General features: G+C 52.0%; 28 protein-coding genes. 8 read left to right on the top strand and 20 right to left on the bottom strand.

From position 1 onward, the window contains the following. Positions 1–129: 129 nt before the first annotated feature. Both FPZ49_RS24790 and FPZ49_RS24785 read right to left on the bottom strand, forming a co-directional pair. Entirely contained in the window at positions 130–387 is a 258-nt protein-coding gene (locus FPZ49_RS24790; protein ID WP_144852171.1) for a YqkE family protein, read from the bottom strand. Positions 388–510: 123 nt separating this feature from the next. Further along, positions 511–1,287, bottom strand: coding sequence for a YheC/YheD family protein (locus FPZ49_RS24785; protein WP_186446068.1), 777 nt, complete (start codon positions 1,285–1,287; stop codon positions 511–513). A 159-nt stretch (positions 1,288–1,446) separates the two neighbouring features. Between FPZ49_RS24785 and xerS the strand changes: the two genes are divergently transcribed. Next, positions 1,447–2,532, top strand: coding sequence for a tyrosine recombinase XerS (gene xerS / locus FPZ49_RS24780; protein ID WP_144852165.1), 1,086 nt, complete (start codon positions 1,447–1,449; stop codon positions 2,530–2,532). Between the two features lie 99 nt (positions 2,533–2,631). Here xerS and FPZ49_RS24775 read toward each other — a convergent pair whose 3' ends face one another. The 3 genes from FPZ49_RS24775 to FPZ49_RS24765 all read right to left on the bottom strand — a co-directional run bounded on the left by FPZ49_RS24775 (position 2,632) and on the right by FPZ49_RS24765 (position 4,541). Then, entirely contained in the window at positions 2,632–3,510 is an 879-nt protein-coding gene (locus tag FPZ49_RS24775) for an aldo/keto reductase (RefSeq protein ID WP_144852162.1), read from the bottom strand. 35 nt (positions 3,511–3,545) lie between these two features. After that, positions 3,546–4,016 (bottom strand): NUDIX domain-containing protein, encoded by a 471-nt coding sequence (locus FPZ49_RS24770; protein WP_261381598.1) that lies wholly within the window; start codon positions 4,014–4,016, stop codon positions 3,546–3,548. Between the two features lie 117 nt (positions 4,017–4,133). After that, entirely contained in the window at positions 4,134–4,541 is a 408-nt protein-coding gene (locus FPZ49_RS24765) for a VOC family protein (RefSeq protein ID WP_144852156.1), read from the bottom strand. Between the two features lie 262 nt (positions 4,542–4,803). On the opposite strand from FPZ49_RS24765, the gene FPZ49_RS24760 reads away from it, so the two are divergent. Further along, positions 4,804–5,745, top strand: coding sequence for an aldo/keto reductase family protein (locus tag FPZ49_RS24760; RefSeq protein WP_144852153.1), 942 nt, complete (start codon positions 4,804–4,806; stop codon positions 5,743–5,745). Positions 5,746–5,916: 171 nt separating this feature from the next. Here FPZ49_RS24760 and FPZ49_RS24755 read toward each other — a convergent pair whose 3' ends face one another. Together FPZ49_RS24755 and FPZ49_RS24750 are read right to left on the bottom strand one after the other, a co-directional pair. Next, positions 5,917–7,380, bottom strand: coding sequence for an amidase family protein (locus tag FPZ49_RS24755; RefSeq protein WP_144852227.1), 1,464 nt, complete (start codon positions 7,378–7,380; stop codon positions 5,917–5,919). A gap of 163 nt (positions 7,381–7,543) precedes the next feature. Continuing rightward, on the bottom strand, positions 7,544–8,224 hold the full coding sequence (locus tag FPZ49_RS24750; RefSeq protein WP_144852151.1) for an SOS response-associated peptidase: 681 nt from the start codon (positions 8,222–8,224) through the stop codon (positions 7,544–7,546). 197 nt (positions 8,225–8,421) lie between these two features. Between FPZ49_RS24750 and FPZ49_RS24745 the strand changes: the two genes are divergently transcribed. Then, entirely contained in the window at positions 8,422–9,288 is an 867-nt protein-coding gene (locus tag FPZ49_RS24745) for an aldose epimerase family protein (RefSeq protein WP_144852224.1), read from the top strand. A 165-nt stretch (positions 9,289–9,453) separates the two neighbouring features. Here FPZ49_RS24745 and FPZ49_RS24740 read toward each other — a convergent pair whose 3' ends face one another. Then, entirely contained in the window at positions 9,454–10,098 is a 645-nt protein-coding gene (locus FPZ49_RS24740) for an NUDIX hydrolase (RefSeq protein ID WP_144852148.1), read from the bottom strand. A 2-nt stretch (positions 10,099–10,100) separates the two neighbouring features. Next, entirely contained in the window at positions 10,101–11,030 is a 930-nt protein-coding gene (locus FPZ49_RS24735) for a D-2-hydroxyacid dehydrogenase (RefSeq protein ID WP_144852145.1), read from the bottom strand. 53 nt (positions 11,031–11,083) lie between these two features. On the opposite strand from FPZ49_RS24735, the gene FPZ49_RS24730 reads away from it, so the two are divergent. Continuing rightward, on the top strand, positions 11,084–11,344 hold the full coding sequence (locus FPZ49_RS24730; protein ID WP_144852142.1) for a DUF2533 family protein: 261 nt from the start codon (positions 11,084–11,086) through the stop codon (positions 11,342–11,344). A gap of 92 nt (positions 11,345–11,436) precedes the next feature. Here the strand turns inward: FPZ49_RS24730 and FPZ49_RS24725 are convergent, their stop codons facing one another. Further along, positions 11,437–12,591 carry an MFS transporter gene (locus FPZ49_RS24725; protein ID WP_186446067.1) on the bottom strand — a complete coding sequence of 385 codons (1,155 nt, stop codon included), beginning with the start codon at positions 12,589–12,591 and terminating at the stop codon, positions 11,437–11,439. A gap of 39 nt (positions 12,592–12,630) precedes the next feature. After that, positions 12,631–13,158 carry a hypothetical protein gene (locus FPZ49_RS24720; RefSeq protein WP_144852137.1) on the bottom strand — a complete coding sequence of 176 codons (528 nt, stop codon included), beginning with the start codon at positions 13,156–13,158 and terminating at the stop codon, positions 12,631–12,633. Between the two features lie 121 nt (positions 13,159–13,279). Between FPZ49_RS24720 and FPZ49_RS24715 the strand changes: the two genes are divergently transcribed. After that, the gene (locus FPZ49_RS24715; protein WP_144852134.1) at positions 13,280–13,837 is read left to right on the top strand and encodes a hypothetical protein; all 558 of its coding nucleotides are present in this window, start codon (positions 13,280–13,282) and stop codon (positions 13,835–13,837) included. Here FPZ49_RS24715 and FPZ49_RS24710 read toward each other — a convergent pair. Further along, a complete protein-coding gene (locus FPZ49_RS24710) occupies positions 13,809–14,570 on the bottom strand; it encodes a (S)-benzoin forming benzil reductase (protein ID WP_144852131.1) in 762 nt (253 codons plus the stop codon). The genes FPZ49_RS24715 and FPZ49_RS24710 overlap by 29 nt on opposite strands. 87 nt (positions 14,571–14,657) lie before the next feature. Beyond that, positions 14,658–15,182 carry an ADP-heptose synthase gene (locus tag FPZ49_RS24705; protein WP_144852128.1) on the bottom strand — a complete coding sequence of 175 codons (525 nt, stop codon included), beginning with the start codon at positions 15,180–15,182 and terminating at the stop codon, positions 14,658–14,660. A 388-nt stretch (positions 15,183–15,570) separates the two neighbouring features. Here FPZ49_RS24705 and FPZ49_RS24700 point away from each other — a divergent pair, with 388 nt between their 5' ends. Further along, positions 15,571–16,494: a DMT family transporter gene (locus tag FPZ49_RS24700; RefSeq protein WP_144852126.1), complete on the top strand. Its 924-nt coding sequence runs from the start codon at positions 15,571–15,573 to the stop codon at positions 16,492–16,494. A 57-nt stretch (positions 16,495–16,551) separates the two neighbouring features. Continuing rightward, positions 16,552–17,481 carry a DMT family transporter gene (locus FPZ49_RS24695; RefSeq protein WP_144852123.1) on the top strand — a complete coding sequence of 310 codons (930 nt, stop codon included), beginning with the start codon at positions 16,552–16,554 and terminating at the stop codon, positions 17,479–17,481. Between the two features lie 25 nt (positions 17,482–17,506). Here FPZ49_RS24695 and FPZ49_RS24690 read toward each other — a convergent pair whose 3' ends face one another. The 4 genes from FPZ49_RS24690 to FPZ49_RS24675 all read right to left on the bottom strand — a co-directional run bounded on the left by FPZ49_RS24690 (position 17,507) and on the right by FPZ49_RS24675 (position 20,673). After that, on the bottom strand, positions 17,507–17,776 hold the full coding sequence (locus tag FPZ49_RS24690) for a hypothetical protein (RefSeq protein ID WP_144852120.1): 270 nt from the start codon (positions 17,774–17,776) through the stop codon (positions 17,507–17,509). A gap of 128 nt (positions 17,777–17,904) precedes the next feature. Beyond that, positions 17,905–18,393 carry a C40 family peptidase gene (locus tag FPZ49_RS24685; RefSeq protein WP_144852118.1) on the bottom strand — a complete coding sequence of 163 codons (489 nt, stop codon included), beginning with the start codon at positions 18,391–18,393 and terminating at the stop codon, positions 17,905–17,907. 223 nt (positions 18,394–18,616) lie between these two features. Continuing rightward, the gene (locus tag FPZ49_RS24680; RefSeq protein ID WP_144852116.1) at positions 18,617–19,987 is read right to left on the bottom strand and encodes a sensor histidine kinase; all 1,371 of its coding nucleotides are present in this window, start codon (positions 19,985–19,987) and stop codon (positions 18,617–18,619) included. Next, a complete protein-coding gene (locus tag FPZ49_RS24675; protein ID WP_144852221.1) occupies positions 19,984–20,673 on the bottom strand; it encodes a response regulator transcription factor in 690 nt (229 codons plus the stop codon). Before FPZ49_RS24675 ends, FPZ49_RS24680 begins: the two co-directional genes overlap by 4 nt. Before the next feature lie 237 nt (positions 20,674–20,910). Here FPZ49_RS24675 and FPZ49_RS24670 point away from each other — a divergent pair, with 237 nt between their 5' ends. Continuing rightward, positions 20,911–21,570 carry a deoxynucleoside kinase gene (locus FPZ49_RS24670; protein WP_144852114.1) on the top strand — a complete coding sequence of 220 codons (660 nt, stop codon included), beginning with the start codon at positions 20,911–20,913 and terminating at the stop codon, positions 21,568–21,570. Positions 21,571–21,599: 29 nt separating this feature from the next. Here the strand turns inward: FPZ49_RS24670 and FPZ49_RS24665 are convergent, their stop codons facing one another. From FPZ49_RS24665 to FPZ49_RS24655, 3 genes are all read right to left on the bottom strand, one after another. Next, the gene (locus tag FPZ49_RS24665) at positions 21,600–22,121 is read right to left on the bottom strand and encodes a hypothetical protein (protein ID WP_144852111.1); all 522 of its coding nucleotides are present in this window, start codon (positions 22,119–22,121) and stop codon (positions 21,600–21,602) included. A 37-nt stretch (positions 22,122–22,158) separates the two neighbouring features. After that, on the bottom strand, positions 22,159–22,449 hold the full coding sequence (locus tag FPZ49_RS24660; RefSeq protein ID WP_144852108.1) for a hypothetical protein: 291 nt from the start codon (positions 22,447–22,449) through the stop codon (positions 22,159–22,161). Between the two features lie 81 nt (positions 22,450–22,530). Then, positions 22,531–24,834, bottom strand: coding sequence for a thiamine pyrophosphate-dependent enzyme (locus FPZ49_RS24655; RefSeq protein WP_144852105.1), 2,304 nt, complete (start codon positions 24,832–24,834; stop codon positions 22,531–22,533). Positions 24,835–24,836 lie beyond the last annotated feature (2 nt).

Raw genomic sequence — 24,836 nt, 5'->3', positions numbered from 1 at the left:
AATGACCACGTGGCCTACGGCACCAAGGTAAGGCTGCAGATTTGTAATCGGATTTTTGATTTTAGCATCCTTAATAGTAAATGTCATTAATGATTCTTTGCCGGCCGTTAGCTTGTCACCCATTCCACTTTAGTCATACTTTTTAAAATCCTTACTGTTATTCAACAAATATTCGAAGTCGTTCTCGCGCCGCTTCTGTTCCGCTTTCTGAGCATCCGCCGCCTTTTGTCTGGCCTCGGCCCGCTGCTTCTCCTCCTCCGCACGCATCTGATCCGACTGCGCCTTCAGCCGATTCACCACATCCGGATTCAGCAGATCCTTCAGCGTCGCAGGCTTATCCTGAGCGGCGGGAGTTTTCGCGGCTTGCGGTCGATTTTTCTTCACCATATGCATCACCTCTTTACAATGTCTTAATTATACCACTTTATTACCCATGGTTCTATTCAGGCCGAGACAGATAAAAACAAGGTTACATAACATTTGTTATGTAACCTTGTTTTGCGTAACTCATCATATGATTTTTTTATGCTTTTTCCGATATGCCCAATACAATCGCCCAATGCGTCTGTAAAAGGTTTTGTTCTTCAGCTTTTTGAACAGTGAGTGTGCCGGATTGTGAAGATTGACTTCGATGATCCACACTTTTCCATTCGTATCGACAGCCAAATCGATCCCGCATTGGAAAGAGAAAAACGGATACGACTTCGAATGCTTCATTATCGTTCGGCTTAGCGAGATGAGCTCTTTTTTCACGCGCTCAATCTGTTCCTCATCGTAGTTAAGTGACTGGCGCAGCGCTTGATCGACCGACATTACGTATCCGCGGCCCTGCTGAACATTGGAAACGACGCTTCCCTGCCCGGCCACCTTCGCCACCATGCCTCCGTACTGCCACTTCCGCTCGCCGTCGCGCATCATCATGACCCGGATATCGAAGACTTTTCCCTTCACCTTGGCCAGATCAATGGCTCTTTGCACGATAAACGTCTGCTTGGGATTGCCGCTTTTTATTCGCTGTACCAGCTCCTGCACCGTCGCGGCCTTATTGATCTTCCCGCGTACCCGAACGAAGCGATAGCCCTCATCCGCCTGCCATACCTTGACAACGCCTCTCCCCTGATGCTGCGTGCTTGCTTTGACGTATACGGTCCCGTAGTCATTCAAATAGCGGGTCAACGTTTTCACGTTCAGCATCGTTGTCGGAGGCAAATAAGCAGCAATGCCAGAATGCTTCGAATAAAACCGGTGCAGCCTCCATTTGGCCAGCAGCTTCATTTTTTCGTACATGCCATCCATCCCTCTGCAATAGACTTCTTTCTTAGCATAGAAAAGTTGCCCCTCATTGGGTACGGCGACAGCGGAGTTGCTGTAGATTTAATGTGCTGAATGTGTTCGAAACCGATGCCAAAACATGGTATGCTATGGACAGAAGAGGTGATTGAAGCCATGAATGTCATTAAAGTCAAGGACCGCACCGAGCTGGAAAAGAAGCTGCCTGCGATGCCCTGGTATGTGGAGAAATTTATTAACTATAAGCTGCCGGACCTGTCTCCCTCCTCCTTGCTGGAGTATGTTCGAGACTATGAAGCGTTTCTTTCCTGGCTGATTGCCGAAGGGCTCACAACCGCACCGGTGATCAAGGACATCCCGATTGTGGATCTCGAAAGACTGCACATGGAAAGCATCGATAATTTCAAAATGTTCCTGGCCACCCGCAAAGAACAAGCGAACACGAAAACAACCATTTCCCGCAAGCTGTCCTCGCTTCGTTCGTTATTCCACTATTTGAGCCAAATCGCGGAGGACGAAAATTTTTATCCGCTGCTGAAACGAAATGTCATGGCCAAGGTGGAAATCAAGCGGACGCACAAGCCGAAGGACACCGCCGCGAAGCTGGAGGGCAAGCTGCTGCAGGAGTTTGAAATTGACGAATTCATCGACTATATTAAAACCGGCTATCCCGTCGATGTCGCCAAGAACAAACAAGCGCTGTATTCACACGAGCTGAATAAGACACGGGACGCTTGTATCGTCAGCCTGATTCTGAATTCCGGCTTGCGCGTGTCTGAGGTTGTCAACCTGAACCTGGACGATATCGATCTCAAAAAGAAGCTGGCCTACGTGTACCGCAAGGGTAAAAATGACGATACGTTCAAAACCCCCGTCTATTTCCGGCAGGAAGCGATTGACGAGCTGTCCCTGTATATCGAGCTGCGCGGTCTGCAGTACAAGCCGGTGAAGCGGGAAAAAGCCCTCTTCCTAGCCATCGCCAATGGCAAGAAAGAAGGCGAGCGGATGACCAAGCGGGCGATTCAAGAAATGGTGATGAAGTATGCCAAACGGTTCGGCAAGCCGTATTTATCCGTCCATAAGCTGCGGCATTCGTTTGCTACGGACTATTATTTGCGCAATGACCTGTATAAAACGCAGGAGCAGCTCGGTCACGCTTCCCCCGAAACAACGCAAATTTATGCGCACTTAACCGATAAAACGATGGCGGAAGCGATTGATCGTATTAAAGAAAGCAGTTAATTAATGAAGTAGATCATTTACGTTGTTAATTAATTTCATTGTTGAAAAAACCTTGAAGCGAATCGTCAGCCATTGCTGATCGCCTCAAGGTTTTTATGTTTAAGCTATTGAAGTCGGGGCACCGAACGGGCTCTCATACCGCGCAACTTGCGCCAGCACCTGCTCCGCCTCCGCTCGCTTCCCAGGCTCATAGCGGTTCACCGCATCCACAATTTTCGGGAACAGATGAATGTCTCCGGCGGTGGCAAACCCACAGACGCCTTCGAAGGAGAGCACAAATTGCACACAGGCGTCGATCAACTGCTGCTCATCGAACGGCTCATACCAAGTCGCATAGGTTCTTTGCTGATCTTGACCCCAAGGCGCTTTGGCAATCGCTTTGATGACGCGCAGCGGAACATTGCGTTTCATCGTTTCTTCCTGCAGCGCATCGAATGCTTCCCGGTACTCCGGCATAGAGTACAGCCGGTAGTTGAGCGGCGTCAGCACGGTTTCGAACGGATAGCGGCGAAGCGCCTCCAGATGCGTGCTTGGTGCAAGATGGCCATGGCCGGTGATGCCAATCGCTTTGATAATGCCCTCTTCCTTCGCTTCGATCGCGGCTTCAATCGCCCCGCCTTTACCCAGCGCTTTATCCAGCTCCGTCAAATCGCCGATGGCGTGCAGCTGCAGCAGATCGACGTTATCGACCTGCAGACGCTCCAGGGAGCGATAAATTTGCTCCTTCGCCTTCTCCTTGGTCCGCTCGCCGGTCTTGGTTGCGAGGAAGATTTGGTCCCGGTGCTTGCTCATAAGCGGGCCCATCCGCACTTCGGCATCGCCGTAGCTAGCCGCCGTATCAAAATGATTGACACCATGCTGAAGGGCAAACGTAATCGATTGGTCCGCTTCCTCCTGCGTCACTTTCCCGAGACTCGCGGCGCCAAACATGACGACGGAGCTTTCATAACCAAGGTTGCCCATAGTTCGCTTAAGCATGTGGAACTGCCTCCTTTTAGCTGATGGTCTGATGATTAATCGTTGAGGATCGAAAATCCGTGTCCATTCACCGGTACGATCGGCGACTTATCGGCCTTCAGGCCGGCCCCTGTTTGGTTCAAGGCAATATTAACCAGCCACTGGGTAAAGCCGGCGACCTTCATCTCTTTCATTTCCTCCAGGCTGAAAAAGCCCGCGCCGTCCGATTCAACACCGTCCGGAACGGGGTCGCCTTCTTGGTATTCCATCGCAAAAGCGATATAAACGTTATGTATGTCTCGCGGTTGGTCGCGCACAGCGACGATCTCTCTGACCTTCGCCCGTACGCCGCTTTCCTCATACACTTCGCGCACAATCGTTTCTTCGATCGGCTCATGCTGCTCGATGTAGCCGCCGGGATTCGTCCAGTTGCCTTTTCCGGGCTCGATCGCTCTGCGCACTAGCAGCACCTTTTCATCGCGCAGCACTAATGCGCCGACTCCGATACTATAGTTTCCCCAATGCACGAACTTACAACCTTCCCCAGTACATGCAAGGCGTTCCGTTCCCAGAAAATCGCGTAATTCCAGCGGTTGCCCGCATTCCATGCAAAATTTTGCCGCCACCGTGCATCCTTCTTTCTATTAGCTTCTCATCTGTGGTGATCCCGGGTTCATCTGCATAAACTCGATGCGGTTCCCGTCCGGGTCTTTGGCCCAGCATTGATCGTTGCCGTCTTTTCCTTTTTTCGGCTCTACATCGAGCGTGATTCCTTGGGCTTTCAAATGTGCCGCGATTTCATGGATATCGTCTACTTCCAGGCAAAGATGGTTGAAGCCAATCGGTTTCGTCACAGGCTCCGGCTTATTTTCGCCCCCATAGAAGAGCTCGATAAATTGGCCGTCGCACACTTTAATATATACGATCCATGGCTCGTCTTTATCATTATGCAGCTCAAAAGCCTGTTTAAATCCCAGCACGCCGCAGTAAAACTGCAGGGATCGCTCCATATCCTGAACTGTCAGCGCCAAATGCCCAATCCGTTTAATCATCCCGCGCATGCCTCCTGTGATCTGTCCGACAAGCGAACAGACTCCTTAGTTTGGAAACTCGCAATACTACTCCATCATAATATAATCTAGCGCCTGATTAGAAGTGCTGAAATGAATATAACCTACTTACCTCCAGGTAAGTAAAGATCTGAACGGGTAACTAATGCACGAATTTTTCACTACTTTGAATCTTTTCTCAATTCGTATACAATGGCTCCTGTACATATTGAAACCATTTTTGATTGCTGGAGGGAACGATACGATGAAATACCGGAAATTAGGAAGAACAGGACTCAAGGTCAGTGAAATCAGCCTTGGCAGCTGGATGACCTATGGCGGCTATGTGGAAAATGACAACGCGATCCGCTCCATTGAGCAGGCTTATGATTTGGGTGTGAACTTTTTTGATACGGCGAATGTGTACGAGCGCGGCGCCGCCGAAGTACTCATGGGTGAGGTGCTGAAGGCCTACCCACGGGACTCGTACGTGCTGGCCACCAAAGTATTCTGGCCAATGGGTGACGGGCCGAACGATCGCGGGCTATCCCGCAAGCATGTGATCGAGCAATGCCACGCCAGCTTGAAGCGGCTGCAAACAGACTATGTGGACATTTACTACTGCCACCGCTACGATCCGGAGACACCGCTCGAGGAAACGCTTCGTGCGATCGACGACCTGGTGACACAGGGCAAAGCGCTGTATGTCGGAGTCAGTGAGTGGACAGCGGCACAAATGGTCGATGCGCTGGGCATCGCCGACCGTTACCTGCTGGACAAGATCGTGGTCAACCAGCCGGTATATAACATGTTTAACCGCTATATTGAGAAGGACGTCATTCCAACCGGTATCGAAAAAGGCATCGGCCAAGTCGTCTTCTCCCCACTGGCTCAAGGACTGCTGACCGGCAAATACCGCCGGGGACAAGCCATCCCTGCCGAGAGCCGCGCGGCCAGCAAGGATTGGGGCGAGACTCAGCTGAGCGAGAGCAAGCTGCTCAAGGTGGAGCAGCTGATCGGCATCGCCGATGAGCTCGGCATTCAGGTGTCGCAGCTGGCGCTGGCCTGGATCCTTCGCCAGGACAACATCGCAAGCGCCCTCGTGGGTGCGAGTCGTCCACAGCAGGTAGTCGAAAACTGCGCCGCCTCCGGCATCGTGCTCAGCACCGATGTACTGGAGCGGATCGAGCAGATTTTAAGCGCGTAAGCGTGGAAAGAACCTCAACTCCCATGGATATGGGAATTGAGGTTCTTTAATTTGCGTTGGCGCTGCTGAACGCCGTGCTCAGGCGGCATGTGAGGGACTTTTCCCGCTTTTTCGGCTCAATCCCGCTTGCGTGGGCGGCATGTGCGGGAAACTTCCCGCACTTACTCGGTCCTACCGCTCCAATATCGGCGGCACGCGCAGCGGCTCGCCAGCCTGTTCAAACGCGTATGCCAGCTTAATCAGTGTCGGCTCACTGTACGCGGAACCGGTAAAGCAGATGCCAAACGGCTTACCGTCCGACGACGTGTATCCCCCTGGTACAGCGACAGACGGATACCCTGCCTTGGCAGCAATGGCAGCACCTGTCGTCGTCGGGAATAGCAGTGCGTCCAGACGATGCTCCGCCAGCACGAAGTCAATCCCCTCTTCTCTGGATAGACGCAAATCCCTCATCCGATCCTCCAAATACTGTGCTTCCGTTAAAGTCCCTGAAGTTTCCTCTGCGGCCATCAGATGAACTTGGCCATATTTTAGCGTTTTCTCAAAATGCTTAGCATTGTAAACAATGAGCTCTCTCAGCGAATGGACAGGCAAGTGTGGAGCAAGCTTTCCCAGATACGCATTGAGATCCGCCTTGAACTCATGACGGAACACCGAGGATTGCAAATCAGCCAGCGCTTCTGCCGATGGAATATCTACCTGATCGACAATTACGGCTCCCGCCTCACGCATCCGTCCAAGAAGCTGCTCGAACAGCTCCTTTTCCTCCTCGGTAAGCTTGTCATGATAAACCTTACGCGGTACACCAATTCGTGCACCTCGAAGCCCATCCCTGTCCAAAAACGCAGCATAATTGTCCGGTACCCGTCCAATCGAAGCACCCGTCACCGAATCGGCCGGATCAAAGCCCGTCATCCCGTTCAGTAAATAAGCAGCATCTGCTACGGTACGAGCCAGAGGCCCTGCCGTGTCTTGGCTGTGCGCAAGCGGGATGACACCGAAGCGGCTGATCAGCCCGAGCGTCGGCTTAATTCCGACGACCGAATTGTTGACGGCCGGGCTAAGAATGGAGCCCGACGTCTCAGTCCCCACCGCCACCGGCGCAAAGCCTGCGGCAACCGCCACACCCGACCCCGCGCTTGAGCCGCCGGTAGGGAATTGACCAGGGCTGTACGGATTCAGCACTTGCCCGCCGCGCGAGCTGTACCCTCCCGGCATGCCCACGGTCATGTAGTTCGCCCACTCCGTCATATTGAGCTTCCCAAGCAGGACAGCCCCAGCCTCTCTCAAGCGTGCAGCCAGAAAAGCATCTTGCGCCGCATAATGCTCCGCGAGGGCGATGGAGCCTGCACTGGTGTGCATTTTATCCCCTGTATCAATATTGTCCTTCAAAAGAACCGGAATGCCATGTAGCGGCCCTCTTGCACCCTGGCGTTTCCGCTCGTGATCCAATGCTTCAGCAATCGCCACCGCATCCGGATTGAGCTCCAGCACCGAGTTCAGCTTCGGGCCTTGCTTGTCATACGCTGCAATTCTTGCAATACAGCTCTTCACCAACGCTGCAGCTGTCAGCCTACCGGATTCCATCGCTTCCTGCAGCTCTGCAATTGTGGCTTCTTCCAACGGAAATACCATTGTCATCCATCCTCTCCCATACTTCCTACTTACGATACTTTACAACCGTTGCTCACAGCAAGGGAAAAATCGGGTATAAGTATCTAAATCCAATCATCGAAATGATTAGCTACACAAAAATAAGCCCGCTCGACTCATAAAGTCAAACGGGCAGTAACGCACCTTACTTCAACAAAGCATATTTGGCGGGAAGCGATGCCTCATCGAAGCACTCCTCCGACTCAAGCGACAAGTCGCTCAGTCTTGGGGTCACCGGATAAGCCCGCATCCGCTCGGGATGGTAGGGCTTCAGCAGTGTTTGCAGGTAGTCCGGCTCCTTATTGCGCGCGGGATCGAGCCAAGAAGCCATCTCCTCCTCCCGCAATATCGCTGGCATTGCCGGAGCATAGTCGTAAATCAGCCGATTGGAGCGCGTCGTCATGAGGGTGCAGGTGCGAATTTCATTCCCGCTGGGGGTTTGCCAGATGTCATATAAGCCCGCCATCCCGAACACGCCTTGATCCTTAAGCACGATCCTCACCGGCTGGCTCACCTTGCCCTCGTGCCTCCACATATAAAACCCGTTGCAAGGGATGATGCAGCGCTGCTTGCTGAACATCCGGCGATAGGCCCTCTTCTCCATCACTGACTCACTGTCAGCATTCACCGCATCTTTGGCCCAGAACGGCATCAGCCCCCAGCGGAACGACTCCAACCGCCGCTCCCCCTCTACGTTCACGATCGCAGCCACGGACTGCGTCGGTGCAATATTGTACCTCGGCTGATACGCCGACCGGACACTGGCGATTTGAAAATAATCGGTCAGCTCTGACAGCTCCACGGATAACGAATATCGGTCACACATGCGAATAGCACCTCACCACTTGAGATTTGTTACTTCCAGTATCTTCAAGGATTGAGATATTATGCATGATACGCATCATCTGATCAGCACCAACCATTTTACAATTGCAAACACGCACGTGCCAAAGCCTGCTAAATTTGAACTCCAAGCCGTTCCCTATGGTATGATGTCCTTATGATGTGAAAGGAGCTGCAATGATGTCCAATTACGAAATCAAAACCTACACGGATGGGTTCCCCATCTACGAAGTAATCGAGCACAGCACGAACTCCTGGTTTAAAATAGCACCGGTGCGGGGCGGCATTGTCATCAGTTATGGAGTTCAAGGGCAGGAGCTGCTCTATTTAGACAAGGAGACGTTTTATGATCCAGCGGCCAATATTCGCGGAGGAATTCCCGTGCTCTTCCCGATCTCTGGCCAGCTGACGGACGGGAAATATGAGTGGAACGGCCAGCACTATGCGATGAAAAATCACGGTGTCGCGCGTATCAATCCCTGGGAGGTAGTCGGAACCGACGTAACGGACAGCGCCGTCATCACACTCCGATTGGCAAGCAGCGAGGAAACCCGGGAGTCGTTCCCATTCGACTTCGAGCTGCTGTTTACATACCGGCTAAAAGATGGCCAGCTGACGATCGAACAGCATTACGCCAACCGCTCGGATAGCGAAATGCCGATGTACCCCGGCTTCCATCCTTATTTTGCTGCGGATCGAAAAGCATTGGCCTATGAGACGGATGCGCGGAAGCTTTACAATTACAACGATAACAGTACGAAGGAGTACAGCCAACAGGTCATCGATTTGGATGATACGGTCGAATCGGTTGTATTTTTGGAAGCGGAAAAAAGGGAAATCGCGTTCTCACCTACTGCGGAGCGAACGATTCGGATGACGTATGGCAAGGAATTTCAAGCCGTCGTGCTGTGGTCGGTTGTCGGCAAACCGTTTATTTGTGTCGAACCGTGGATGGCGCGAACCAATGAGCTGAATCGAAAGCAGGAGCTGGTGTACGTCAAGCCTGGCGCGGGTTTGAGCACTTTTTTGACGATCAGCGTGAATTAATTAACCTCATTAAGAAACAACCGTTCGCACTTAAAATCATTTGAAATTGACACGTTTGTCGAAATATTCAGAAAAATCGAAAATTTAATCGAGTATTGCGCTTGCCCGGGAAATGATTCGAAATTTCCGCCATCATTTCCCGGTAAGCGATCATTTATTTCCTCGCTAAACGGGCTGCCGGTAAGTATCGATTGCATGCAGCACGAACTCGTAATACGCCTTGGGATGCGGTACGAAATCCTCCGCTTTTACCACGATTTTCCTCTGCGCCAGCCTGCCATCCGGTTCCCGAGTAACCCCGGACAAGGTCCAAGCCTCCCCCGCATCCGTCCCTTCGATCATCCGACGCATGTCTTGCAGCGGCATCCGATACAGCCCTGTCACTTCATCCTCCTGCAGTTGATAGTCCGCCAATGGTTGATCCGAGCAATACAGATAAACATGGCAAAACTCCCGGTCAATAACTCCATTTGACAAATGCTTGTCTACGGGAAAGGTTCCACAAGCGATCAGTTCCTCGAATTGAATCGTCACTCCCAGCTCCTCTGCCAGCTCTCGAACCCCATCTTCTACGTCTTCACCAGCCGACAAATGACCGGCGCACGAGATATCCAACAATTCAGGATGCGTATCCTTGTCCGGATGACGCTTTTGGAACAGGACATGAGGACCGTCCGCCGTCTCCGTCCAAATCCAGCACTGAAAGGAACGATGCCAGTACCCTTTGGCATGCGTCTCTCCTCGAGTTGCCGTTCCAAGGTGATTCATCTGCTCGTCGTAAATATCGAATAGCTCTTGCGCTTTTGACATCCCTAATATCCCCGTTCCGTATTCACTTGATTGGTGAGCGTTGCGCCTTTTTCCAGCTGCTCGAGCGTGCTTAGAAGTCCTTCAGCAGCTTCCTCCACACTAGTCACCGCCGAAATGTGCGGAGTGATTTGGACATCCGGTCTCGACCAGAGCGGCGAATCCGGGGCTAGCGGCTCCTCCTCGAAGACATCCAACACGGCCAGCCGGACCGAACCGCGATCCAATGCGTCCAGCATCGCTCTTGTATCTACCGATGGCCCGCGCCCAACGTTGATAAATCCCGCCCCATTCAGCTCAGCTAGCAGCGCCTGATTAAACAGGTGATGCGTCGCATTCGTCAAAGGCAGCGTGTTAATGACCCAATCAGCTCGGGCTAAGCAATCCCCCATAGCGTCCAGTTTGCATACCTGGTTATAAAATGGCTTTGCCTCCCCGCTGAAGGAAATACCGGTAACTTGGGCGCCAAGCAGCGATAATACCCGGGCAATTTCTTGTCCAATAGAGCCGGTTCCGAAGACCACAGCTCGGATCGAGCTTAATAAAGGCGACGCTGCGGGCGTCCATTCCGAACGCGCCTGCTGACGGGCAAACGTCGCATGCTGATTTAAATCCGCCATTATATAGCCCAGGCAATACTCCGCGATTTTGCGGCCGAACTCCCCGGTTGTACGTGTCAGCAGCACATCCGACTGCCAGGGCTTACGGAACAGGAAGGCGTCGACCCCTGCGCCCAGGGCATGGACCCACCGCAAGGATCCAAAATGAAACGTCGGCACCGGCTTAAAAGCGACATAAGCATCAGCCCAATCCAAGTCCGCTTCCGTCACCTCCGACTCGGCCAGAAAACGAAACTGCTTGTCCGGCCTCCGCTCCTTCAAAATCTCAAGCTCACGGTACATCCGGCCCGTAATTAAAAGGTTGTTGATCTCCATTGCTTCCCCGCCTATAATTCAAATATGAGACATACATAAAGGAGCAGCGAACCATGAATGCACATGAAGCCATCACGGCGCATATCCGTAAACAAAACGCTCACCTCGAGCGATTTCTAGAACTGGACGAGGCCCGCGAGCGCGCCATCGAGAAAGCGACAGCGCTCTGCGCAGCCGGCCAGCCCTTCTCCACAGACGAAATAAACGAATGGTCGGCCCGCATCAACGCCCATGCGCGCAACGGCATTTCCCCGACCCGCGTGATCGTGACCCAGGAAATGATCCGCGAGCATGCACTGCGCAGCCAGTCCTAACACACGAACGCAAAAGCAGGCTTTACTTCCCGACTTCACTTGGAGGGAGAAGTAAAGCTTTTTTTTTAATCAATTAGTTTACATAACATTTTTTATGTCACCTTATTGGCGACCTGCCCGGTTCGCTTTAGCAGAATAAAGCTGTAAGCAAAACTGACCGCCGATAAGCATGCCATCACTTTATACAACGCTGACCCTCCCAGCAGCTCGATCAGCCACCCTCCGAAGCCAGAGCCGATAATCCCCGATACGCCGAAAAACACCACGGTGAGTACCGTCTGACCTGTTGACTTCCACTGCTCGGGTACGATCGAGTACAAATATTGGATGGATGCCGCATAAAAAAAGACAAACGTACAGCCTTGAAATACCTGCAGGCCAACAAGCTCAGAAGGAGTACGAACAAAAGCACAGAGCAGAAACCGCAGTGCGTATAGTCCTGCCGCGATCGACATGAGGAGCGTTTCTTTCCCCGGCTTAATCAGCTTGGAGCTGAGCGCGAAGAACACCGTTTCCGTAATCGTCATCACAAACCAGCAGAGCCCGGTGTAAGTGACACTGCCCCCCAGCTGTGCCATGTACAGCCCGATGAAGCTGTCGTTCATTTTATGAGGAATGGCGACAAGCAGCACCAGGACAAAAAAAGTAAGCGTATGCGACTGCAGGAAAAACGCGCCTAAATGCTTAAGCCTGGCAGGCTTCGATGAAGCTTCGACATCCGTCAGCCCCAGACAGAGCAAGAGGCTCAGTACGCCGAACGTCAGAAAAACCCACGACAAGCTCCCCATGCCCCAGCTTTGTACGAATAATCCCGCCGACAACGAAGTCACCGCATAGCCGAGCGCGCCGAACATGCGTAGTGAGCCGTAGCTGACCCGGATCCGCTGCGAGGTTTGAAAATTCAAGCTTTCGACCAGCGGGTCAGTCGGCAAGTACAGCAAATACATCAGTCCGACCATGAGGCTCAATGTCCAAACTTGGTGGGAGCGGTACATCCCCGTTCCTACTAGCACGGAGGCAGCCAAAATGAGGAGCAGCACCGTTTTGATTGTGCGGTATTTATCGCTGACCATCCCCCAAAGCGGCTGCGAGACGATGCTGATTACGCTGCCGGCGCCTAGAAGCATCCCGATCTGAGCCCCCGACATCCCTATGCTAGAGCAATAAACCGGCAGAAACGAAAGAAACAGCGCGAACAGCGAGAAATAAAAAAAGTTAAAGCCTCGTAAGCGTAGTGCCGTTGACATGCATGTCTCCTTAAAGTTGCGATTCATAACCCAAGTTGGCTATACCTGGCGCTCCAAGAGCTCCAGGCTTTCGACGATATGCTCCAAGAGCGAATCCAGATCGGCGATATGGTTCTCATCGACCTTGCGCTGGAACGCGACCGTCGCAATAAAAATCGTTCGGCGCGGAGCAGGCTGCGTGGTAAAGCGGCTTCGTTCCTCGTACCCAATCGCCGCCTCGCTTCCCCATTGCTGATGCAGATGCCGATGAATCGCGTCGAATCGCCCGATACCCACCGGATCAGCGGGAAGCTCAAATTCAATGGACAGCTCGGCTCCCGGCTGGGCACCTACAACGCTTACCCCGCGCAGCTCGGCGGCAAAATCCAACAGCCCGCTGCTAAGGCGCAATTCCGCCTTCACCTTCCCCTCACGCAGCTTCACAGCGATTCCGAACGTACGGCTCATGCTGGCTAGGTCTATCTGATCGACCCGTCCGATGACCGAAATCAGCTCTTCCGCATCGAGGTCGTACAAGCCCCCTTCCAGCACGACCTTTAAATTATCAAAAATGGTCGGATCAAACATGGTTGACTCACCCTCATCGTTAACTGATCAATATCTTGTGCATAAAATTTTCCATTTCGATGAAAGCTAGTATGGTTTCGCCCCATCCAATCCCGTTCATCAGAGTCAAAGGAGCAGCATTATGTCCATACGACAAATGGTTTCCATTTTTATCGCTTTCATTCTCTTCGGTATACTGCCGGTCACACCGCTTGCCGCGCAGCCCGATATCAGTAAAATCCGGCTTCAGCACGTCCCTGTCACCACGGAAACGGAGCTTACGCGCAGCGCCGATCTGATCGTATACGGGCATTTTGACACGCGTATGGAGACGTTTCCCACGGGCATCAAGCTGTCCGCAGGCGAGCTGGTTAATTATGTACAGCCATTTCGAATCCATGAAACATTGAAAGGCCGCGCCGAGCGCAGCCCCATTCGGATTGTGACCGACGGTGTTGAACCGCTGCCACCACCTGCCAATCCACTCAATCTTACGTATACCGGTCCGTTTGCCGAAGGTGAGTATGTCGTTTTTTTGCGGCGCGTTCCGAACACCAAGCTGTATTCGCTGGTCGGAAGCTGGCAGAGCATTTATCCGCTGCTCGGCGGGAAGCTAATTACCCTGCGTGAGGGCGGCTTCGCCGCCTACAACGGCCTTACGGTAGATGAGCTTAAGCGTAAAGTTGCCGCAAATCAATAACATCGCCTTGCTGGAAGCGTCCGCTCTCCAGGACACCAGCGATGCGATCGGCAGCGTCTTCCGGTGAAGTCAGAGCGTCCGTTGCCTTGAGCTCGATGAACTTGTTCACATCCGGGAACGAGGCCTCCGGAGTGGAGCGGATGAGCTCCTGCATTTGGGTGTCGACAATGCCTGGCGCGATGGAGAGGAGCTTCACGGCGTGAGCGCCCTCACCCTGCTCCAGAGCTACGCAGCGGGTCAGCATGTCCAGCCCGGCCTTCGACGTGCAGTACGCCGCCCAGCCGCTGTAAGGGTGCTTGCCTGCGCCGGACGAGATGTTCACGATCGTACGAGGCATTTCCCAGCCCTCCGTTAAGCGGATGAACGCTGCGGTGCAGATCATCGGAGCGAGCAAATTCACCTGCAGGTGCTCCGTCATGACTTGACTGTCCGCTTCCTGCAGCGGCATGATCGGCTCGAGCATCCCGGCATTATTGATGAAGGTGACGGAGCTTGTCTCTTGTTTGTTTACTTTTGCAAACACTCTCTCCAGCAAAGCGTCCAATCCCTGCGTTTCCTTGAGGTCATACGGAAAAAATTCATACGCCGCCTCTTGCTTCTCAGCCCACGCCGCAAGCTGTTCATTAGCTTTACGTGAAATGCCAATGACCCGATTCGATGGCTGCAGCAGCCGCTTCGCCAATGCCTCCCCGATCCCTCGCGAAACGCCGGTAATGATATAAATGTTGTTCATCCAATTATCCTCCTCATTTTTCGTGAACACCTAAGCAGAAAAAAATCCCCGGACGGGGATTGATCCATCAAATGATCACTTCCTGCTTTATGGAGCGAGCCAATCGTCCGCGGAGATGCCTTGCTCCACAGCAAAATCGAAATCGTATACATCATAGACTTGCACTGGAACCTCGGCTTGAATAATTTTTTCCATCAGCTCCAGCTGATCCGTCAAAATCGGGGCTTGCTCCCTGAGCGAAGTCAACACCACCTCCGTCTCGATCGGATCGAAGCCCTCCCCATACTGCGCATTCTCCATGGCATTCACGATAATAAACGTGACGTTCTCATGGATTGGCAGCGGCGGGCTGAGCCGCCAAGGGGACTGCAAGGAGCGCTCCAGCTTCTTCTTATTAAAGGAATCGTCGAAATAAGCGATCAATTCTCCGATTTTCAGCTTCACGTGCGCATCGTCGTCTGGCTCCGACATCACCGGTTCCGGACTGTCTTTCATTTCGTACAGCTCCATCACGGTGGAATACGGAATTAAATATTCCACAGGGCGGCTCGGCAACATCAATTCGCCATAGATCGCCACCAGTACCGCTTCAATTACAAACCGCCGGGTCATCCGTCTGCACCCCCATTATGCCGTGCTTGATATAGTGTTGTTCCTGCCTGCTGCCCGGTCTATCTTCTTTCATATCATAAAATGGCTAAAATGTCCATGTATCCGTTCTCTTTCATCGTTTGCATCATGACCGGATGGTCGAACACGGTCTGCAGATCCGGAATGCGCGGCAAAATGTTGTTGCCCGGATTCCCTTCTCCGTCGTATACTTCATTAAGCTGTTGTATTAACGTAGCATGGAATGATTACGGAAAATCCGTATTAAGTATTAAGAAGCCCTCGGAATTAATGGATTGGACGCACTTCCAATAAATACATAATCCCATTACAAGGTTGCACAATCCTAAGGTGTTCCAGTACAACTTGAGTTCAGAGAGGTGTGTGTACCATGTGGAAATCCCCTTATGTGCTGCTGCTTGTCGCTACCTGCCTTTGGGGCGGCAATTTTGTCGTGGGCAAAGCGATCGTAGCGGACATCCCGCCGCTCATGCTGGCAGCCACACGCTGGATGCTGGCTCTCCTTCTGGTATTGCCCATCTGGGGCAAAGAGCTGCGAGCTAACCGTCCCTTGCTGCTAAAGCATTGGCGAATGGTGCTGTTCCTCTCGCTGACCGGTGTAGCGGGCTTCAACACATTGACTTACATCGCGGTGCAATATACCGATTCGATCAACGCCTCCCTGATGAATGCGGCAACACCGATTATCGTCGTGCTCCTCTCCACCCTCATGCTGCGGGAAAAGACAGCTTGGAACGCCATACCCGCGATCCTAATTTCCATGGTCGGCGTCCTGTGGATCATTTCACACGGCACCTGGTCTGCTATTAGCGGGCTTTCTTTTAACAGTGGTGACTTGTGGATGATCGTGGCGATAACCTGCTGGGCTGCTTATTCCGTCGGGATGAAAAAGGTAGCTGGAGTGCTCCCAGTCAATGCGCTGTTTGTCGCCAAAATCATCGTCGCTTTGATGGTCCTAGTTCCTAGCTCAATTGTAGAGTGGATCGTTCGACAGCCTCAGCTGCACCTGACAGCACCGCTTACTGCCGGCGTCATTTATGTAGGGATATTCGCTTCCGTGGTGGCCTTCTCTTCGTGGAATTCCGCGATTATGGTGCTCGGCCCTGCTCGATGCTCCGGTTTTCTGAATTTCATTCCGCTGTTCAGCGCCATCTTCGCTACATTATTCCGAGGCGAGGTCATTCATTATTACCACCTGATCGGCGCGTGCCTGATCGTCACCGGCGTCTTCTGGATGAATCGCGTGCTGCAGAACGGAACAAAAACCAACTCGACTCGGGCGACAGCCGCCTAAGCGTAAAACTAACAACTAACAACTAGCATATCTCTCACAAAAGGAGTCCTTAACCTCATGAATCATCACAAACGATTGCCTGTTCCCCTGTGGCTGCCGCTCATTATTGGCATTATAGCCATTTCTTTTTCCGCTATATTTGTCCGATGGTCAACTGCGCCGGTTTCCGTGATCGCGATGTATCGTCTGCTGCTCACCACTTTGCTGATGCTTCCCTTTCTTCTACGTCATCGGGAGGCCATTGCATGCATGAGCGTAAAAGAATGGCTGCCGTTGTTCTGGTCCGGCCTAGCGCTGGGGGTTCACTTCTTGCTTTGGATGGGCTCCCTTCGCTTCACAACCGTGGCCAGCTCCACCTCCATTTTGACGCTTGAACCGGTATTTGTACTGATCGGCGCGATAATCGTATTTCGTCAACGCACGCATCCGCTTGCGGTGGCCAGCATGCTGACCGCCATGGTCGGGGCGATCATGATCGGCTGGGGCGATTGGAGCTTCAAAGGGGTGGCGCTGCTGGGTGACCTGCTCTCCCTGCTCGGTACGGCGGCGATTGCGGTTCATATGATTATGGGCAAAAGCCTCGTGTCCCGCATCCCGTCCTTTGTTTACAGCTTCTTCGTCTTCTTGTTCGCCGCTATCGTTTTGGCTGGTTACAATGTGGTGACGGGGATCGCTTTTACCGGTTACTCTTCCTCTGATTGGGGCATTTTCTTGCTGCTTGCGGTTGTGCCGACGCTGTTCGGCCATTATTTGTTTAACTGGCTGCTCAATTATCTTCGCCCTGAAACAGTGTCGATGAGCGTGCTTGGGGAGCCGCTTGGCGCGTCCCTGCTGGCTTTTCTGCTGCTGGGCGAATCGCTCACTTGGCTGCAAGCCGCAGCGGGCGCCGTACTGTTGCTCGGTGTATGGATGTTTCTTCGTGTCGGCGAGAAAAAGCCCGAGGATGCCCTCGCGCCAGCCAAAAAACCTTCAGGACTCATGTCCTGAAGGTTTTTTCTTTCTTGCGTCATACCTACTGCCCGCCGCCCAGTGTTGCGATTTCTTGATCCCCCGAGCTGTAAATCGACGCCGCGGCGAGATTTTGTTTGTTCGCCATTTGGGTGACATCGAGCATCAAGGTTGCATTCGAGAACGTCTGCCCGTTCGTACTATGCCCGGAACGACCGTCATGCTTGCCGCAAACACCGCATCCGGAGACACCGGAGTCACAAATATGTAAAAATTGACCGCTGGTGAAGTCAATTTTCAGTCCGACAACGCAAAAAAGCCTTATTACTCCCAAGAGCATTGGGCATACTGTACTTAAAGAGCCTCATATTTGTACAAAATCTTGCGACGCAGCGCGGATTTACTGCACTAAAGTCTCATCGAATAGCAAAAACCGCCCTTCAAAAAAGGACGGTTCGCTACTTACAACACGCGGCGCGCGGTTTTGTAGTGCGCTTTCCACCAGCCGGTGTTCAGATTCGAGATCGTTACGCCGGGCTTGCCCCACGTATGAATAAACTGGCCATTACCGATATAAATCCCGACATGGTGGATCGGCGAGTAGAAAAATACCAGATCCCCAGGCTTCAAATTGCTTTTCGAAACATACGAGCCAACTTTAGACTGTGCTTGCGAGGTACGAGGCAGATTAATCCCATACTTATGGAACGCATACCAAGTAAGCGACGAGCAGTCGAACGAGCTCGTGTTACCAAGCGTAGCTCCGAAATTATATGGACGGCCCATAAACTTCTTGGCTGTGGAAATAACACCCTGCGCTTTAGATGTAGCGGAAGCCGCTTCGGCCTTCGGTGTCGGAATAGCGACTGCTGTACCACCCATTAATACTGCAGTACTAAGTGTAACTGCCATTGTCATTTTACCCAAACGCTTTTGAATCAGGTTTCTCATCGTAACGTCCTCCTTGAATTTGAGAGTTTAGTTAGCCGGTGATTGGCCTGAACACACTATAACACAGCTAGTTTTGGAGTGATTTTCCTAGACTTCCTCTGAACGCAGGGTTGGTCAAGGGTTAGGCTCGATTATTAGAATTCCATGAGAATTCTCTCAGAGTTTGCTTCTTGCAAGCTTTTAAAAACGCTTTCATTATTGGTATGCCGCGATTCCTCGCGGCTCATTTTTGCTGCTGAAACCCGATAGTCACGGTGGTGCCGACCCCGATTTTACTGTCGATATGAATCGTTCCGCGGTGCTGCGTCACGATTTGCTTCGCAATGGACAGTCCGAGCCCAGTCCCCCCGGTTCCTCTTCCTCTAGCCTTATCTACGCGGTAAAAACGTTCAAATAAATGAGGGAGCTCATCCTTCGGAATCCCCATCCCCCGGTCGATAATTTGCAGCTGTACGTGGTGTCTAACGCGCGAAATATCAATTTTGACGGGCTCCTTGCTATATTTGAAGGCATTATCGATTAAAATAATAAGCAGCTGCTTCAACTTCTCCCGGTCGGCACACAGTACGATAGGTCGTTCTTCTTCATCCGGACAAAAGAGCTCAATCTGACGTTGAAAAGCATGCTCCATTTGCTCTGCCGCCTGCTTCACCAGCGGAATCAGCTCGACATCACTGCAATTCATCAATTCCTCGCGCTCCACCTCGGCAAGCTTCAGCAAGGAGGTGATCAAGCTTTTCAGCCGAGCACTCTCCGAATGGATCGCCTCGATCGCTTCCTCTCTTACGGCCGGATCGTTGCCTCCCCATCTCTTAAGCAAGGAAGCATAGCTCTCGATGACCGTCAGCGGCGTTCGAAGCTCGTGTGAGGCGTCCGCGACGAATTGCTTCTGCTTCTGGTCTGTATCTTGCAGGAACAAGATCATCTCATTAAAGGTTTGACCCAATCGCCCCAGCTCGTCCTTTTTCGACGTATATTTCGGATCCAGCAGCACAAAATCCCCACTGCTGCGGATCGCTCGCATCGTTTCCAGCAGCTGCCTGAGCGGTCGTATGATCACTCTGGTATAAAACACAGCAGCTATAATAGAAAATAAAATGATGCTGATCGTCGTAATCGTGAGCCCGGTAACCAGGATGTCCAGGACGGAGCTGATGAAATCCAGCTCTTTGCCCAGCTCCAGCAAACCGATCTGCGTGCCGGTATTCTCACTGATGATAGGCACTTGAATAAACAGCTTACGGGAGTCAAAATCATTGACTACAGTAGATTGATACCCTGTCCGGTAAACAGCCGGGTACGCCGACAGCTCTTCGTTCGAGGACAATTGCGCACGAATCCTCCCGCTGGCTCCAATAATGCGAATCAGGGTGTCCTCAGCGCCAAACTCCTGTAGCAGGTCGGGACGGCTCCAATTCCTCGGATTATGGATGTCTGGATTGCGCAGAATGATCTGAGCTTTATTCCATAGCAGACGGTCCTCCTCCGAGGTCGTTTTTTTAAACGTATAATAGTAGATAAAAATATTGAAAAAGATCAGGATGATCAAAATCCACGATCCTGTAAGCCATACTAAACGTGTTCTCAGGCTCATCCGTCGGACTCCGTCAGCTCATAACCGATGCCGCGGGACGTTCGAATCAGCTTCGGTTTGTAGCCTTTATCGATTTTTTGGCGCAAATAGCGAATGTAGACGTCCACGATGTTCGTATCGCCGACAAAGTCATAGCCCCAAACGTCGGAGATGATCTCATCCCGGCTCAGGACGTGATCCTTGTGCTGAATCAAATAGTGCAGCAGCTCAAATTCCTTTGGTGTCAGCTCGATCAAATTGCCCGCACGCGTCACCTTCCTCGCTTTCACATCCACCACTAAGTCTGCGCAGCGCAAGATGTCCCCTGAGGGCTTCTGGCGGTTGGTTAGTGCGATTAGATTGCGGATACGGGCGAGCAGCTCCTCCAGCACAAACGGCTTCGTTACATAGTCATTCGCTCCTTGATCGAAGCCGCTCACAATATCAGGTGTAGCATCTCTTGCAGTGAGCAAGATGACCGGCACCGTTTCATTGGCTTGACGGATCCGTCGCAGCACTTCAAGCCCGTTCAAACTAGGGAGCATCACGTCCAGCAAAATCAAGCTCCATGGTTTAGCAACCGCCATAGCCGCTCCATCTCTGCCATCGGCCGCCCTCTCCACGGTGTAGCCTTCGTGCTCCAGCTCGAGCTGCAGCACGCGAGCAATTTTATCCTCATCCTCAACGATCAAAATGTTCCCAGTCATCATACGCTCCGTCCCAAGCTGTAAAGTTGAATCTAGCTTTTCCTATCCACTTCCTCCCTATGCGATCCAGCTCAAAATTAGGTACCAATTGACAATCTTATGCAGTGATTTCTTTGTCGATTCCTGCTATAATGAGTCGGTTCGGCTTTTTAGCCACTCAATAGTTCATAGGGATAGATTCATAGGGTTCGCTAATCTTGGTAAGCAATCGGTCTCGTAAAAGGAGAAAGGGGAAGCATGGCAGTGATTGTTGTCGGGGGAATGATTGGTTTAGGGAAGACATCTGTAGCCACCTTACTGGGTGAGGCATTGGGCTCGCAGGTTTTTTATGAAAGCGTCGATGAAAATCCGATTTTGCCTTTATTTTATACGTCCACACCAGAAGAAATTGAAAGCAAACGGTATCCGTTTCTCCTTCAGCTATACTTCCTAGACACACGGTTCAAAGCGATCAAAGAGGCCTTGGTACATAGGCATAACGTGCTGGATCGCAGCATTTATGAGGATTGGTATTTTGCACGGATCAACAAACAACTGGGTAGAATTAGCGATCTAGAGTTTACGATATATGAAAATTTGGCCAATAATATGCTGGAGGAGCTGGAAGAGCTTCCGAAGAAGGCGCCGGATCTGATGGTTTATTTGAAAGGCTCCTTCGAAACGGTGATGTATCGCATCGGACTCCGCGGGCGGAGCTTCGAGCAGGACCCTGCTTTGGTCGAGTATTATCGGACGCTCTGGCGCGACTATGACGATTGGGTGATGCATCATTACCACGCTTCGCAAGTGCTGATCGTTGATATGGATACGACCGATGTCGTTGGACGCCAAGAAGATGCGGAACGTCTTGTAGTTCAAGTGAAAGAGAAGCTTCAGCTGGTCGCGGCGGTTGGTTAATTCAGCATAGAAAAAAGAGCAAAGCCGAATTATCGGTCTTTGCTCTTTTCTTTTTTCGCGCTGCCTTCGCTGCCGAAGGCCATGATGAGGTTTTGGATTTTTTGCAGCCGGATGTACTCGTTCTGCTTGAGATCCGTCCGGAAGTAAGCATACATATAAGCGCCTTCGATAAAAGAGAGCGACGGATAGCAGACGATATCCGAATTGGTGAATGGATTATCGATGAGAATCTGCCATTCGCCATCTCTGTCCGCTTGCGGGATCGATTCCAGCACGGTGATTTTGTACGCGATCAGCTGCTCGAATTCATTCCACACCACCTGCCAGACCGGGCTAAAATGGCCTGGCACTGGAAACAGCTGCTTCGCTCGCTCCAGCAGCGTCGTAATCTTCTCGATCTCAGTTTCATCGAAGCCCTTGAGCCGTTCCCGGAACCCATCCAGAAAATGACGGAACGCGGTAAAGCCCTCTTTCTGAATCAGGCTCTGAAACTGCTCCAGCTCTTGCTCCGAGCTTGCTTGCTCAAACACGGCAAAGGGATTCATTTTCATACCTATTAGTCCTCCGGTGTCCGTTATGATGTTCGCTTCAATCTCGGGCTTGGACCGAAAGAAGCCCTGCAGTATCCATAATCAGCCTGCGAGAAGGATCGTTCTTCAGCTTCACGTTGAACACCTTCACGCGGTCCTCCGTGACCGAGGTTACGAACCACTGATCCTTATCCTCAAAACCAAGCGTATCCAGGAATGCTTCCTTCTCCTGCTCCGCCTCTGAGCTTTGGCTCCACTGCTTCACACCGAAGTAATCCAGGTTGTAGTTGTTGCGCTGCACGCACGCGGCGATCTCGCCGGTTTGCGCATGTCTTAATACAAACGGCATAAGCTGGCCCCCTTGTCTTACGATTGAAACGAAAAGGCGCAAGCTCTAAGAAGAGTTTGCGCCTGAATGCGCGTTACTATTTTACAAGTAAGGATTTTCGTGCTTGGCCTTGAGCCGGCTCCAACGGCGCTCGACTTCCGTCTCAAACGATTGAAGCGCTTCGGCGTACTCCGGCTTCGTCAGGTGCTTCGTTTTACCCATGTTTTTCAGCCATTCGCCCACCGGAATCCGCTTGCTCTTATCTTCCGGGTTGTAGGTGATCGTAGTGACTCCGTTCTCCACTTCATAAAGTGGGAAGAAGCACGAGTTTACGGCTTGATCAATCAGCGACTGGCCGATTTCTTCTTCCGACAGCCAGTTCAGCGGACAGGTGATCAAAATTTTGCCGTACACCATACCTTCATTCTGTGCATAGTACTGAGCCTTCGCCGCTTTCTTCAGCATATCCTGAGGCGCTGCTTCGGACCCTGTAAATACGTAAGGAATGTTGGTTGCCGCCATAATTTGCGGAGTATCTTTATGGTGGAACAGCTTACCGCCTTGATGCTTACCAACGTTGGACGTCGAAGTCCGGTGGCCCAGTGGTGTCGAGTAGGACAGCTGTGCACCCGTATTCATGTATCCTTCGTTATCATACTCCAGAACGATCATTTTATGGTTCCGCAGTGCAGCACCGATGGCAGGACCCATACCGATGTCCATACCGCCGTCTCCAGTAATCATAACGAACGTGAAGTCCGCCGGCAGGTTCAGATGATCCAGCTCGCCGCGGCGCTTACGCTCCCAGAACATTTCCACTACGCCGGACAGTGTTGCTGCCCCGCTTTGGAACAGGTTGTGGATGTAAGTCGCTTTATGCGAAGAGTACGGATAGCCTGTGGTAACAACCATCGCACAGCCCGTGTGGAACAGTGCTACGATGTCACCCTCGATGCCTTTGAAGAACAGCTCGAGACCGGAGAAAATACCGCAGCCCGGACATGCGCCATGACCTGGAGCCAAACGCTTCGGCTTCTTCGTCAGCTGACGAATCGGCGGAACTTTGACTTTCAGCTGGCCAGTCGCTTCGTCTTTGTCGACGGTGATGAGCCCGGTTTTTAAATCTTCATATTTCATTGGCTCGATTACGCGTTCAGGCTTTTTGGAACGATCTCCTGGCGTATGGCCATAGTAATCGAACGGCACTTCCACTTTGCCTTTGCTTGCCGCATCAATGGCGAGTTCAAACAGGTGGTGACCGTCTTCTGCGTAGAAGTCTTTACCGCCCAGACCGTATACACGGCTTACGACTTGCGTAGAAGTATTGCCAGCCGTGAACAACGCAGCTTTGATCTCCAGCGACATGTTACCGCCATGTGCACCGTACGAGTCTGCACGGTCACCGATGGTGACGGCTTTCACATTCTTGAGCGCTTCAGCGATTTGCTTCGCAGGGAACGGACGAATCATGTTCGGCGCGATGGAACCGGCTTTGATGCCCTTCTCGCGAAGCTGGTCTACGACATCCTTGATGATCTCGGACGACGAGTTCATGAGGAATACCGCTACCTCGGCATCTTCCATGCGGTACAGGTCCAGGATCGGATAATCGCGGCCTGTCAGCAGCTTATACTCTTGTTGGATGCGGTCGAACACTTCGCCTGCTTTGTACATGGCAACGGACTGCTGGTAGCAGTTGTTGATGTAGTCCGGCTCGTTCATGTAAGGACCGACCGTGATCGGATTGTTTCGGTCAAGCACGTGCGGGAATTGCTTCGGTTGTTCGCCGATGAACGCATGCACGTCTTCTTTATGTGCAAAGGTTTGCACGCGGCGCTTCTGGTGGGAAGTGAAGTAACCGTCGGAAGCCACGATAACAGGCAAACGGACTTCTGGATCTTCAGCCAGCTTGATCGCCATAATGTTCATATCGTACACCGCTTGCGGATCGCGGCACATCAGGATCGGCCATCCGGTGTTCAAAGCATAGTACAAATCGGAGTGGTCGCCGTGAATGTTCAGTGGACCGGATACGGAACGGCACACCAGGTTCATTACCATCGGGAAACGCGTACCGGATTGCACCGGCATTTGCTCCAGCATGTACAGGTAACCGTTGGCGCTGGTGGCGTTGAATACGCGTCCGCCGGCAGTAGCCGCACCATAACAAATCCCTGCGGAGCCGTGCTCGCCGTCCGCTGGAATCAGCTTGATGTCATGCTGGCCGTTGGCTTTCATCAAGTCAAGAAATTGCGCAACCTCCGTCGACGGGGAGATTGGGAAATAACCCATCACATGATAGTTGATTTGATGTGCTGCATAGGCCGCCATCTCGTTACCGGACTCATAAACCATCCGCTGCTCGACTGTGCCTTGGCTGACTTCTTTGTTCATTTCGATTGCCATCT

It is taken from the genome of Paenibacillus cremeus, assembly GCF_007786445.1.
GTDB classification, from domain to species: domain Bacteria; phylum Bacillota; class Bacilli; order Paenibacillales; family NBRC-103111; genus Paenibacillus_G; species Paenibacillus_G cremeus.
Note: the sequence above shows the minus strand (reverse complement) of the source record. Positions and strands in the feature narration are given on the sequence as shown.

What these genes read in the sequence shown, in the direction of transcription:
- FPZ49_RS24790 (WP_144852171.1), bottom strand. Translation starts at nt 387, where the DNA reads ATGGTGAAGAAAAATCGACCGCAAGCCGCGAAAACTCCCGCCGCTCAG.
- FPZ49_RS24785 (WP_186446068.1), bottom strand. Translation starts at nt 1,287, where the DNA reads ATGTACGAAAAAATGAAGCTGCTGGCCAAATGGAGGCTGCACCGGTTT.
- xerS (WP_144852165.1), top strand. Translation starts at nt 1,447, where the DNA reads ATGAATGTCATTAAAGTCAAGGACCGCACCGAGCTGGAAAAGAAGCTG.
- FPZ49_RS24775 (WP_144852162.1), bottom strand. Translation starts at nt 3,510, where the DNA reads ATGCTTAAGCGAACTATGGGCAACCTTGGTTATGAAAGCTCCGTCGTC.
- FPZ49_RS24765 (WP_144852156.1), bottom strand. Translation starts at nt 4,541, where the DNA reads ATGATTAAACGGATTGGGCATTTGGCGCTGACAGTTCAGGATATGGAG.
- FPZ49_RS24760 (WP_144852153.1), top strand. Translation starts at nt 4,804, where the DNA reads ATGAAATACCGGAAATTAGGAAGAACAGGACTCAAGGTCAGTGAAATC.
- FPZ49_RS24755 (WP_144852227.1), bottom strand. Translation starts at nt 7,380, where the DNA reads ATGGTATTTCCGTTGGAAGAAGCCACAATTGCAGAGCTGCAGGAAGCG.
- FPZ49_RS24750 (WP_144852151.1), bottom strand. Translation starts at nt 8,224, where the DNA reads ATGTGTGACCGATATTCGTTATCCGTGGAGCTGTCAGAGCTGACCGAT.
- FPZ49_RS24745 (WP_144852224.1), top strand. Translation starts at nt 8,422, where the DNA reads ATGTCCAATTACGAAATCAAAACCTACACGGATGGGTTCCCCATCTAC.
- FPZ49_RS24740 (WP_144852148.1), bottom strand. Translation starts at nt 10,098, where the DNA reads ATGTCAAAAGCGCAAGAGCTATTCGATATTTACGACGAGCAGATGAAT.
- FPZ49_RS24735 (WP_144852145.1), bottom strand. Translation starts at nt 11,030, where the DNA reads ATGGAGATCAACAACCTTTTAATTACGGGCCGGATGTACCGTGAGCTT.
- FPZ49_RS24730 (WP_144852142.1), top strand. Translation starts at nt 11,084, where the DNA reads ATGAATGCACATGAAGCCATCACGGCGCATATCCGTAAACAAAACGCT.
- FPZ49_RS24725 (WP_186446067.1), bottom strand. Translation starts at nt 12,591, where the DNA reads ATGTCAACGGCACTACGCTTACGAGGCTTTAACTTTTTTTATTTCTCG.
- FPZ49_RS24720 (WP_144852137.1), bottom strand. Translation starts at nt 13,158, where the DNA reads ATGTTTGATCCGACCATTTTTGATAATTTAAAGGTCGTGCTGGAAGGG.
- FPZ49_RS24715 (WP_144852134.1), top strand. Translation starts at nt 13,280, where the DNA reads ATGTCCATACGACAAATGGTTTCCATTTTTATCGCTTTCATTCTCTTC.
- FPZ49_RS24710 (WP_144852131.1), bottom strand. Translation starts at nt 14,570, where the DNA reads ATGAACAACATTTATATCATTACCGGCGTTTCGCGAGGGATCGGGGAG.
- FPZ49_RS24705 (WP_144852128.1), bottom strand. Translation starts at nt 15,182, where the DNA reads ATGACCCGGCGGTTTGTAATTGAAGCGGTACTGGTGGCGATCTATGGC.
- FPZ49_RS24700 (WP_144852126.1), top strand. Translation starts at nt 15,571, where the DNA reads ATGTGGAAATCCCCTTATGTGCTGCTGCTTGTCGCTACCTGCCTTTGG.
- FPZ49_RS24695 (WP_144852123.1), top strand. Translation starts at nt 16,552, where the DNA reads ATGAATCATCACAAACGATTGCCTGTTCCCCTGTGGCTGCCGCTCATT.
- FPZ49_RS24685 (WP_144852118.1), bottom strand. Translation starts at nt 18,393, where the DNA reads ATGAGAAACCTGATTCAAAAGCGTTTGGGTAAAATGACAATGGCAGTT.
- FPZ49_RS24680 (WP_144852116.1), bottom strand. Translation starts at nt 19,987, where the DNA reads ATGAGCCTGAGAACACGTTTAGTATGGCTTACAGGATCGTGGATTTTG.
- FPZ49_RS24675 (WP_144852221.1), bottom strand. Translation starts at nt 20,673, where the DNA reads ATGACTGGGAACATTTTGATCGTTGAGGATGAGGATAAAATTGCTCGC.
- FPZ49_RS24670 (WP_144852114.1), top strand. Translation starts at nt 20,911, where the DNA reads ATGGCAGTGATTGTTGTCGGGGGAATGATTGGTTTAGGGAAGACATCT.
- FPZ49_RS24665 (WP_144852111.1), bottom strand. Translation starts at nt 22,121, where the DNA reads ATGAAAATGAATCCCTTTGCCGTGTTTGAGCAAGCAAGCTCGGAGCAA.
- FPZ49_RS24660 (WP_144852108.1), bottom strand. Translation starts at nt 22,449, where the DNA reads ATGCCGTTTGTATTAAGACATGCGCAAACCGGCGAGATCGCCGCGTGC.
- FPZ49_RS24655 (WP_144852105.1), bottom strand. Translation starts at nt 24,834, where the DNA reads ATGGCAATCGAAATGAACAAAGAAGTCAGCCAAGGCACAGTCGAGCAG.